The sequence below is a fragment of the Mycobacterium sp. TH-M25 genome (assembly GCF_057473665.1).
Genome location: NZ_JBYCLA010000093.1, coordinates 1 through 10,238, shown reverse-complemented (window position 1 = coordinate 10,238; position 10,238 = coordinate 1). Strand labels below are relative to the sequence as shown.

The window sequence follows — 10,238 nt, the reverse complement described above, 5'->3', positions numbered from 1 at the left end:
ATGACGTACTCGATGCCCAGCCGATTGAAGATACGCTGGTAGGCCTCGCGGTGGGCATGGTAGGCGTTCGTGAGGCCGGCGTCGTCGATGTCGAAGGAGTACGAGTCCTTCATCACGAACTCGCGGCCGCGCAGGAGGCCCGCGCGTGGGCGCGCCTCGTCGCGGTACTTGGTCTGGATTTGGTAGAGCGCGAGCGGAAAGTCTTTGTAGGAGTTGTACTCCCCCTTGACCGTCAACGTGAAGAGCTCTTCGTGGGTGGGTCCGAGCAGGTAGTCGTTGCCGCGACGGTCCTTGAGCCGGAAGACGCCGTCACCGTATTCGGTCCAGCGGTTCGTCGTCTCGTACGGAGCGCGTGGCAGCAGCGCCGGGAACAGGATCTCCTGACCGCCGATGGCATTCATCTCCTCGCGGACCACCCGCTCGATGTTGCGCAGCACCCGCAGGCCCGGCGGCAGCCAGCTGTACAGGCCCGGCGCGATCGGTCGCACGTAGCCGGCCCGGATCAGCAGCTTGTGGCTGGCAACTTCGGCTTCGGCAGGGTCGTCGCGCAGGGTGCGCAGGAACAGCTCGGACATCCGGGTGATCACAGCGCGCAAGCCTAACTACTACGTATTGACTGCCAATAACCACCACGGCTGCGATCCGCGAAGGATGACAGCCGTGGCGTCTGGTTGGCGATGCTGGGCGCCAGAGCTCGGCGGCGGCCATCATTTGTCACATCAGCACCGTCTCCCCACCATGCTCCGGTTTTGGAAACGTGACCGGATGCGATATCACCGTCTGCCGTGATATCGCATCCGGTCACAAATCGAAAAAAGAGTGCACCCCCACAGTCAGTGGCTGATGGGACCATTGAGGTCCGCGGAGCGCTAGAGCTCGCCGGCGTCGATGGCGTCCTTGACTTCCTGTGCGTGCGCTACCTGCTCGGCGGTGTAACCGATGAACAGTGACACCACGCCGACGATGACAGTCACGCCCGCCACCCACAGCAAGCCGTAGGTGTAGCCCTGGTCGAGCGCGTGCAATTGCCCGGCGTTCATGTTCTTCACCGGGCCGTTGATGCCGCCGAGGTACAGCGTGCGCGACGTGATGACGGCCTGGATGACCGCCAGAACGACCGGGCCACCGAGGTTTTGCAGCATCAGCGCGATCGCCGAGGTCGGCCCGATCTGATCGAAGCCGACGCCCGCGATCGCCGACAGCGCCACTGGGACCACCACCATGCCAATTCCCACACCGGCGACGACGACCGGCACGATCAGGTTCGGGAAGTACGGCATGGCGCCGTTGAAAGTGGATCCGTACAGCATTGCGCCGACCACCAGCGCACCACCGGCGATCACCACAGCCCGCGGCTGAAAGCGGGACACCAGCTGCGACGAGCCGGCCAGCCCGATGCCCATCGCAATCGCGAACGGGATGAAGCCGATACCGGCGCGCAGCGCGGAATACCCCATGATGTCCTGCACATAGAGCGCGACCAGCACCGTGACGGTGAACAACAGCCCACCGGCCATGAAGATGGCCACGAACGTGGCCAGCCGGTTACGGTCGAAGAAAAGATTGAAGGGCACGACGGGGTTTTCGGCGGTGCGCTCGACCAACGCGAACGCGATGAACGCGACCAGCGCCAGTCCGGCCGAACCCAGCGTGGTGAACGAGATCCAGCCCGCCTCGGGGCCTGTCGAGAAGGCGAACACCGCGGCGGTGCAGGCCAAGGTCGCCAGCACGGCACCGGCCGCGTCGAGCTTCATCCGCTCGCGGTGGGTCTCCCGCAGCGCGGTGCGGGCCAGGTAGACCATCACCAGCCCGATCGGCACGTTCACCAAAAACGCCAGCCGCCATGAGACTTCGGTGAGCGCCCCACCCACGACGAGGCCCATCACGGATCCGACACCGGTCATGGCCCCGAACACCGCGGTGGCGGCATTACGCGCCGGCCCCTTGGCGAACGTGGTGGCCACCAGCGCAAAGCCGGTCGGCGAGGCGATCGCGGCGCCGACACCTTGGAGCAGCCGGGCGATGACCAACGTGACGTCGTCCCAGGCGATCCCGCACAAGGCGGAGGCGATGGTGAACAGGCTGACACCGACGATGAAAGTCCGCTTGCGGCCAATGGTGTCGCCGAGTCGGCCACCGAGCAGCATCAAACCGCCGAAGGTCAGCACGTAGGCGGTGATCACCCAGCTGCGCCCGGCGTCGGACAGGCTCAGCTCGTTCTGGATCTTGGGAAGCGCGACGATGGCGATGGTGCCGTCCATGGTCGCCATCAGCTGCATACCGGCGATGGCGATCACCGCGGTGAAGAATCCCCGCGTCGGCATCCACGTTGTCGACACCTTGGTCGAGGTGGACTCGGCGGGCTTTTCTGGCTGCACTGACTTTTCTGGGCGCACTGGGGGCATGTGAACTGCTCGCTTCGAGGGTTCAGTCGTCCATCGTTGGACAGCCCGCTCTGCATCGTTGAGAGCCGTCATAAGAACTTACCCTACAGTAATCTTAGGGATCTTTTAAATGCCGAAGGCCGCCACAGCGCCGATAACGACAATCGCCGGAGGTCGAATGCCTTCCGAACGGATCTTCTCCGGCGCGTCCGCCAGCGTGGCCCGCAACGTATGTTCGGCGGCCGTCGTCCCTTGCTGAACCACCAACACCGGCGTATCCGCAGGTCGACCGCCCTTGAGCAGGACCGTGGCGAAAAGTTCGATGCGCTCGACCGCCATCAGCAAAACGATGGTTCCGGTCATGGCGGCCAGCGCATCCCAATTCACTAACGATTCGGGGTGGTCCGGCGCCACGTGCCCGCTGACCACCACGAACTCGTGGTTGATCGCGCGATGCGTGACCGGAACACCGGCAGAGGCGGGCACCGCTATGGCACTTGTCACACCCGGCACAACGGTCACGGGGATACCGGCCTCGGCGCACGCCAGCACCTCTTCATAGCCGCGGGCAAAGACAAATGGGTCGCCCCCTTTGAGCCGCACCACGAAATGGCCGGCCCGGGCCCGCTCGATCATCACCGCGTTGATGGCGTCCTGGGCCATGGCCCGCCCGTACGGGATTTTGGCCGCGTCGATCACCTCGACGTTCGGGGCCAGTTCGGCGAGCAGTTCCGGTGGCGCCAGCCGGTCGGCCACGACGACGTCGGCTTGGGCCAGTAGTCGGCGGCCACGTACGGTGATCAGCTCGGGATCGCCGGGTCCGCCGCCGATCAACGCCACGCCACCGCGGACTACGTCGTCGCTCTCGAAACTCTCCGGGGAGATCACACCCTGCTGCAGAGCTTCCCGGATCGCTGACCGGATGCCCGCCGAGCGGCGGTGTTCGCCGCCGGCCAGTACACCCACCGACAGCCCGGCATACTCGAACGACGCCGGGGTGACCGCGCTGCCGTCGATCGCGATGTCGGCCCGCACACAGAAGATTCGGTTTCGGTCGGCCTCGGCGACGATCGCGGCATTCACTTGCGCGTCGTCGGTGGCTGCGATCGCATACCACGCGCCGGTCAGGTCGCCGTCGCGATAGTCGCGCAGCGACAGCGTGATTCCGCCCATGGCTTCGACCGATTGCGTGACGCCGCGGCTGATCACGTGGACATCCGCGCCGCTGGCCACCAGCAGCGGCAGCCGACGCTGCGCGACGCTGCCGCCGCCGACCATCACGACCTTCTTGCCGGCCAGCCGCAGCCCGACCAGGTAGGGATTCTCGGGTGTCGTCATGCGCGCACCCCCGGGCCGCGCTCGTCCGCTGACGAGGCCGGCGGCGGAATCGTCGATCGAAGCATCGGCACGGGGGGCAGGCCGTCGTCGAGAACATCGTCACCGTCTCGAACGAATCCGTGGGCATACATGTCCGCTAGATATACCCGAGCGCCGATTCGGCACGGGCAGTCCCCGACTTCAGCCAGCCCGACGCCCAGCAGCCGAGTGGGGTGTCCTTCGCCGAGGGCACGGCGTTCGGTGCGCAGCTGGCCCAGCCGGAACGCCTTACGCCCGTCCGCGTGCTCCTTCGCGCTCATGACTCCAGCTCCAGCACCTTGGTGGTCCACGACCGCACCTGTTCGTACAAGGCGGGCTCGTTGGCCAACGACGCACCCAACGATGGCACCATCTCGGTGAGCACCGGAAGCCACCCCGCATACCGATCGGGAAAACAGCGTTCCAGCACCTCGAGCATTGCCGACACCGCGGTCGATGCTCCCGGCGACGCGCCGAGTAGTCCGGCGATGCTGCCGTCGGCCGCGGCAAGCACGGTGGTGTCGAATTCCAGCCGGCCCCCGCGGCGCGCATCGGGCCGCACCACCTGAACCCGCTGGCCGGAGGCGATCAGCTCCCAATCGGATTCCATTGCTTTGGGCGCGAACTCGCGCAAGGCTTCGACGTGGTTCGACGTCGACCTGCCCAGCTGGCCGATCAAGTAGGCCAGCAGTCCCAGCTGGCCCAGGGTTGCCCCGGCGACCGTGGCGACATTGCCCGGCCGGACAGATCGCGGCAGGTCGCTGAGGCGCCCGTGCTTCAGGAATTTCGGTGACCACCCGGCGAACGGGCCGAACATCAACCAGGGTTTGCCGTTGACGATCCGGCTGTCCAGATGGGCTGCCGTCATCCCGGGCGCCCCCGGCTCGGGCAGACCGTAGACCTTGGCCTGGTGCAAACCGGTGATCGCCGGATTGCCGCTGCGCAGGAATCGACCGCCGACCGGGAAGCCACCGAACCCCTTGACTTCGGGGATGCCGGACTTCTGCAACAACCGCAGAGCCTGTCCCCCGGCGCCCACGAAGACGAATGCGGCGTCCAGATTTCGGCCTTCACCGGTGCGCCGATTGCGGATGCTCAGGGTCCACCCGCCGTCGCGCCGACGCCGTAAGCTACGCACCTCATGGCCAAACCACGCCGTGCTGCCGTTGCGAACGCCGTAGCCGATCAGTTGACGCGACAACGCGCCGAAATCGACGTCGGTTCCTTCGACTGCCCAATCGAGCGCGACGGGTTCGGCGAAATCCCTTCCGGCAGCCATATACGGCAGTCGGCGCGCGAATTCCTCTGCACCCTCGACCCATTCGGTGCGGGCGAACAAGGGGTTGTCGGCCAACGCCCGTCGGCGACGGCGCAGGTAGTCGACGCGCTCGGCGCCGTGGACGAAGCTGACGTGCGGGACGGAGTTCAGAAATCCGCGGACATCAGAGAGCATCCCGTTCTCCACCGCGTACGCCCAAAACTGGCGACTGAGCTGGAACTGCTCGTTGACCCGCACCGCTTTGCCGACGTCGATCGACCCGTCGGGCCGCTGCGGGGTGTAAAACAGCTCGCACAACCCGGCATGGCCGGTGCCGGCGTTGTTCCAGGGGTCACTGCTCTCGGCCGCGACCCCGTCGAGCCGTTCGACGAGGGCGACCGTCCAATCCGGCTCGAGCCGGCGCAACAGGGCGGAAAGAGTCGCGCTCATGATCCCGGTCCCAACCAAAACGGCGTCAACCTTCGGAGTCTTTTCTGACTGCGGGCCTGGCACCGAGTTGGTCATCCTTCGTGCGAGAAGAGCTGCCTTGACGTCAGGTTATCCGGCGCCGAGCAGACCCGCTGTTCGACCAGCCCGGTGTCAGTGATCGTCATGCTCGCAGCCACGCCTTAAGCTGGCGTGCGTGACTGGCTGGCAGACCGACGTCCTGCCCGGCTACTGGCAACTGACCATCCCGCTGGGCGACGACCCCGACGGCGAAGGCGCGATCGACGCGACGCTGCTACGACGCGGCAGTGCTGATAGCGCGGCGAGCGCCCGGGACGCCGTGCTGGCGGTGCACGGATACACCGACTACTTCTTCCACACGGCGTTGGCCGATCATTTCGCCGGCCGCGGCATCGCCTTTTACGCGCTGGACCTGCGCAAGTGCGGCCGCTCGTCGCGGCCGGGCCAGACGCCGCACTTCACCACCGACCTCGCACACTACGACCGTGAACTCGATCGCGCCGTGGAGATCATCGCCGAGGAAACGCAATCGGCGCAGGTGTTGGTGTACGGGCATTCCGCCGGTGGGCTGATCGTCTCGTTGTGGCTGGATCGGCTGCGGCAGGCGGGCGCGAGCGCCCGCAAACGGGTGGGCGGGCTCGTGCTCAACAGTCCGTTTCTGGACCTGCCCGGTCCGACTCCGTTGCGCTGGCCGCCGACCGGCGCGCTGATCGCCGGCATCGCACGCCTGGGCGACAAGTGGGTTGCCCGCGCTCCGAGCGAGACCGGCGGAGGCTACGGCGCCAGCCTGCATCGCGACTACCACGGCGAATTCGACTACAACCTGCAGTGGAAACCGTTGGGCGGCTTCCCGATTACCTTCGGCTGGCTTTCGGCGGTACGACGCGGGCAGGTAAAGCTGCACCGCGGACTCGATGTGGGCGTGCCCAACCTGATCCTGCGCTCCGACCACAGTGTGCTCGACGCATCCGATGCGATCACCCTGCAGGGCGGCGACGCGGTGCTCGACGTCACACACATCGCACGCTGGGCTGGTTGCCTCGGCAACGTCACTACGATCGTGCCGATCGTCGACGCCAAACACGATGTGTTTCTGTCGACACCTCAGCCACGACGGGTCGCTTACCAACGACTGGATTCCTGGCTGGACGACTATCGGGGCGCGACTTCGCACGTCGCATCCCACCACGGCTGAAGGGCTACTGAATGCACGACTATGACCTGGCGATCATCGGAACCGGTTCCGGCAACAGCATTCTCGACGACCGCTACGCCGACAAGCGGGTGGCGATCTGCGAGCAGGGTAAGTTCGGTGGGACGTGCCTGAACGTGGGGTGCATTCCCACCAAGATGTTCGTCTATGCAGCCGAGGTCGCCGAAACCATCCGGCACTCGGCGCGTTACGGCATCGACGCCCACATCGACCGGGTCCGGTGGGACGACATCGTCTCCCGCGTCTTCGGCCGCATCGACCCCATCGCAATCGGCGGCGAGGACTACCGGCGGACTCAACCCAACGTCGACGTCTACGACTCGCACACCCACTTCTCCGGTGTGCAGGACGACGGTCGCTACCTGCTGCGGACCGGCGACGGCGCGGAGTTCACCGCCGAGCAGGTGGTGATCGCCGCGGGCGCACGAGCCGACGTTCCGCCGGCCATCCTCGACTGCGGCGTGCCGTACTACACCAGTGACGACGTCATGCGGATACCAGAACTGCCGAAACACCTGGTGATCGTCGGGGGCGGTTTCGTGGCGTGCGAATTCGCGCACGTCTTCGCCGCCTTGGGAGTCCGCATCACGATGGTGATCCGCGGCGGCACGCTGCTGCGGCATCTCGACGACACCTTGTCGCAGCGGTTCACCCGGATCGCGTCGGGCAAATGGGAGGTCCGCAGCCACCGCAACATCCTCGGCGCGCACCAAAACCGCTCCGGGGTGGTGCTCGAACTCGACGACGGCTCCGAACTGCAGGCCGACGCCCTGTTGGTCGCCACCGGGCGACGCTCCAACGGTGATCGGCTGGCCGCCGAGAAGGCCGGCATCGAGCTCGACGATGGCCGCGTCATCGTCGACGAGTACCAACGGACCTCGGCGCGCAATGTCTTCGCGCTCGGCGATGTGTCGTCGCCGTACGAACTCAAGCACGTGGCCAACCACGAGGCGCGCGTCGTGCAGCGCAACCTGCTCCGCGACTGGGACGACACCGCATCAATGGTCGCCACCGATCATCGCTACGTGCCTGCCGCAGTGTTCACCGACCCGCAGATCGCCTATGTCGGGCTGACCGAGAACGAGGCTGTGGCAAAGGGTTTCGACGTGTCCTGCAAGGTTCAAGACTACGCCGACGTGGCCTACGGGTGGGCCACCGAAGATACCGTCGGCATCGTGAAACTCATCTCCGACTCCAAGACCGGCCGGCTGCTCGGTGCGCACATCATGGGACAGCAGGCGTCATCGATCATCCAACCGCTGATCCAGGCGATGAGCTTCGGTCTGAGTGTGTCCGACATGGCGCGCGGCCAGTATTGGATTCACCCGGCGCTACCCGAGGTCGTGGAGAACGCGCTGTTGGGGCTGTTGGACTGAGCTGGTCAGGCGGCGCTGGTCGACGATCGACGGCGCGGTTTGCTGTCGCGCGACCACAGATGTCCACAGTCAGGGCATTGCAGGTGCAGTAGCCAGCCCTGATTTCCCAGCAGGAACTGCCAGTGGGTAGCGCAATTGCGGCTGATTTGGCAATCAGTACACCCGGCGTCGTGCCGGCACTGCGGACAGCCGAACCAGGCGCGGCGACACCGATCAGCGGTGGGATCAATCGGGAACACGGCCGGCCACCCGATCCGGAAGCACTCCAGCGGCCACCAGGTCGTCGTAGACACGTTGCTGGTCGTCGTCAAGATTCGAGTACAGCATCGCGTATGCGCGATCCTCCTGGGCCAGCACTTCGACCGGGTCCCAGTCGTCCCCGATCGCCTCGAGGATGGCGGCTCGGCGGCGCGCCTCGTCAAGGGTCAGGTCGTATGCGCATATCAGCTGATCCCGCTCAGCAGCCACGTGCTCTCCCAGTGCCTACACGTCTCCCTGTGCCGACATGTCGAGCTATCAGGGTCGGCGCTCGCGCTCGCGGTCGGCAATGGCCTGCGCCACATTCGGCGGTTGAGGTTGATCACAGTTGTTGGACACGCAGGCGACGCGGCGCGTAGAGCACCCGCGTCGGTGCGACGACGCGCAATCATCGCCGACCGACTTCGCGGGCGCCGCCGCCTAATGCGGGTGGTTGTGCTCGTGCTCTAGGTCGGCTTGATGCACATGCGGATGCGTGTGTTCGGTCCCGTCAGCGTGGGTGTGGTCGTGGTCGTGCTCGAAGTGCTCGTGTTCGTGGCTGGTATGCGGGTGCGCGTGCGTGCGTTCGCCGTGGCTGTGGTCGTGGGTGTGTGCTTCGTCGTGACTGTGTTGCGGGTCTGCCACTGTCGTCTCCCTGCTACGTGTGATCTCGGCTACGTGTGATCTCGGCTACGTGGGATCTCGGCCGCATCTTATTGTGCGCTCTTTGGTCAGCCGCGGGAACAAGCCGGAGCGGTCGGATTGGCAGCATCCTGTCCAGTCTGCATCCCCAGGCGGCGCCCGGGGTGTAGAACAGTGCGCATGGGCCCCAGCTGCCGGAGCTTCGGGACTCGGCGGTGATCGGCCGTGCACGAGCTTTCGCTATGTGAGGCAATCGCCGGCGTGGTCAAACCGTACGCCGACGGTCGCCACCTGGACGTGGTGCGCGTCAGGATCGGCGCGCTGCGCCAGGTGGTTCCCGAGTCGCTGTCGTTTTGCTGGACGCTGCTCCGAGACTACGAGGGCATGCCCGACGCCGAGTTGGAACTCGAGTTCGTCACCGCTGAGGTGCGCTGCCGGTCCTGCGGCGACGAGTCGGCGATCACCTCGCAGTGGTCGTTGCTGTGTCCGCGCTGCGAGAGTGCTGACGTCGAGGTGCTGCGCGGCGACGAATTTTTGGTGACGTCATTGGATGTCTCGTGAAAGGTGTTGACGATGGGTAGATTTCATCGCCACGACGACGGAACCGTGCATACCCACGAGCACGGCGATCACGGCGGCTACCACACCGGCACGCATCGTGTCGAGGTGCTGGAGGCCATTTTCGCGGAGAACGATTTACGCGCCGTGTCCAACCGAACTGCGTTTGAGGACAATGGCGTTCGTGCCATCAACCTGATGAGCTCGCCGGGCTCCGGCAAGACGACGGTGTTGCAGGCCACCCTCGACGAACTTGCCGGCGAGGTCGCCGTCGGCGTGATCGAGGGCGACATCGCCACCGATCTCGACGCCGCCAAACTCGGCGGCCGGGGCGCCCAGATATCGCTGCTCAACACCGGCAATGGATTCGGCGGCGAATGCCACCTCGACGCGCCCATGATCGCCCGCGCGCTGCAGGGACTCGACCTGGGCCGACTCGACCTGGTGATCATCGAAAACGTCGGTAACCTGGTCTGCCCGGCCGAGTTTGACGTGGGCGAACACGCCAAGGCGATGGTTTATTCGGTGACCGAGGGCGACGACAAGCCACTGAAGTACCCGGTGATGTTCCGCGCCGTCGACGTCGTGCTGCTCAACAAGATCGATCTGGTTCCCTACTTGGACGTCGATCTCGAGTCCTATATCGCCCGTGTCCGCCAAGTCAATCCAACCGCGGAGATTTTGCCAGTCAGCGCCCGCACGGGTGCCGGCATGGCCGATTGGTTCGCCTGGCTGCGACGGTTCGC

At 65.6% G+C, this 10,238-nt stretch carries 10 protein-coding genes and 1 pseudogene; 4 read left to right on the top strand and 7 right to left on the bottom strand.

What is annotated here, in order from left to right; translation table 11 throughout:
- From AC2VOU_RS03360 to mqo, 5 genes and pseudogenes are all read right to left on the bottom strand, one after another.
- Positions 1-587 (bottom strand): aminoacyl--tRNA ligase-related protein (locus AC2VOU_RS03360; RefSeq protein WP_486956078.1); only part of this gene is annotated, 587 nt, incomplete at its 3' end.
- Between the two features lie 282 nt (positions 588-869).
- On the bottom strand, positions 870-2,324 hold the full coding sequence (locus AC2VOU_RS03355) for an MFS transporter (protein WP_486956079.1): 1,455 nt from the start codon (positions 2,322-2,324) through the stop codon (positions 870-872).
- 186 nt (positions 2,325-2,510) lie between these two features.
- Positions 2,511-3,722, bottom strand: a complete 1,212-nt coding sequence (gene cobA, locus AC2VOU_RS03350; protein ID WP_486956077.1) for a uroporphyrinogen-III C-methyltransferase — start codon at positions 3,720-3,722, stop codon at positions 2,511-2,513.
- Positions 3,719-4,012: pseudogene (locus AC2VOU_RS03345) on the bottom strand (GNAT family N-acetyltransferase); the annotation flags it as partial. The gene cobA and the pseudogene AC2VOU_RS03345, both read right to left, overlap by 4 nt.
- A gap of 5 nt (positions 4,013-4,017) precedes the next feature.
- Positions 4,018-5,523: a malate dehydrogenase (quinone) gene (gene mqo, locus AC2VOU_RS03340; protein ID WP_486956076.1), complete on the bottom strand. Its 1,506-nt coding sequence runs from the start codon at positions 5,521-5,523 to the stop codon at positions 4,018-4,020.
- A gap of 118 nt (positions 5,524-5,641) precedes the next feature.
- Here mqo and AC2VOU_RS03335 point away from each other — a divergent pair, with 118 nt between their 5' ends.
- Both AC2VOU_RS03335 and mtr read left to right on the top strand, forming a co-directional pair.
- Positions 5,642-6,661 (top strand): alpha/beta hydrolase, encoded by a 1,020-nt coding sequence (locus AC2VOU_RS03335; protein ID WP_486956075.1) that lies wholly within the window; start codon positions 5,642-5,644, stop codon positions 6,659-6,661.
- A gap of 11 nt (positions 6,662-6,672) precedes the next feature.
- On the top strand, positions 6,673-8,055 hold the full coding sequence (mtr, locus tag AC2VOU_RS03330; protein WP_486956074.1) for a mycothione reductase: 1,383 nt from the start codon (positions 6,673-6,675) through the stop codon (positions 8,053-8,055).
- 225 nt (positions 8,056-8,280) lie between these two features.
- Here the strand turns inward: mtr and AC2VOU_RS03325 are convergent, their stop codons facing one another.
- Both AC2VOU_RS03325 and AC2VOU_RS03320 read right to left on the bottom strand, forming a co-directional pair.
- The gene (locus tag AC2VOU_RS03325) at positions 8,281-8,523 is read right to left on the bottom strand and encodes a DUF6400 family protein (RefSeq protein WP_486956073.1); all 243 of its coding nucleotides are present in this window, start codon (positions 8,521-8,523) and stop codon (positions 8,281-8,283) included.
- A 210-nt stretch (positions 8,524-8,733) separates the two neighbouring features.
- Positions 8,734-8,937 carry a zinc transporter Slc39a7 gene (locus tag AC2VOU_RS03320; protein ID WP_486956072.1) on the bottom strand — a complete coding sequence of 68 codons (204 nt, stop codon included), beginning with the start codon at positions 8,935-8,937 and terminating at the stop codon, positions 8,734-8,736.
- A gap of 222 nt (positions 8,938-9,159) precedes the next feature.
- On the opposite strand from AC2VOU_RS03320, the gene AC2VOU_RS03315 reads away from it, so the two are divergent.
- Together AC2VOU_RS03315 and hypB are read left to right on the top strand one after the other, a co-directional pair.
- A complete protein-coding gene (locus AC2VOU_RS03315) occupies positions 9,160-9,495 on the top strand; it encodes a hydrogenase maturation nickel metallochaperone HypA (RefSeq protein ID WP_486956071.1) in 336 nt (111 codons plus the stop codon).
- A gap of 12 nt (positions 9,496-9,507) precedes the next feature.
- A partial coding sequence (gene hypB, locus AC2VOU_RS03310) for a hydrogenase nickel incorporation protein HypB (protein ID WP_486956070.1) occupies positions 9,508-10,238 on the top strand: 731 nt, incomplete at its 3' end.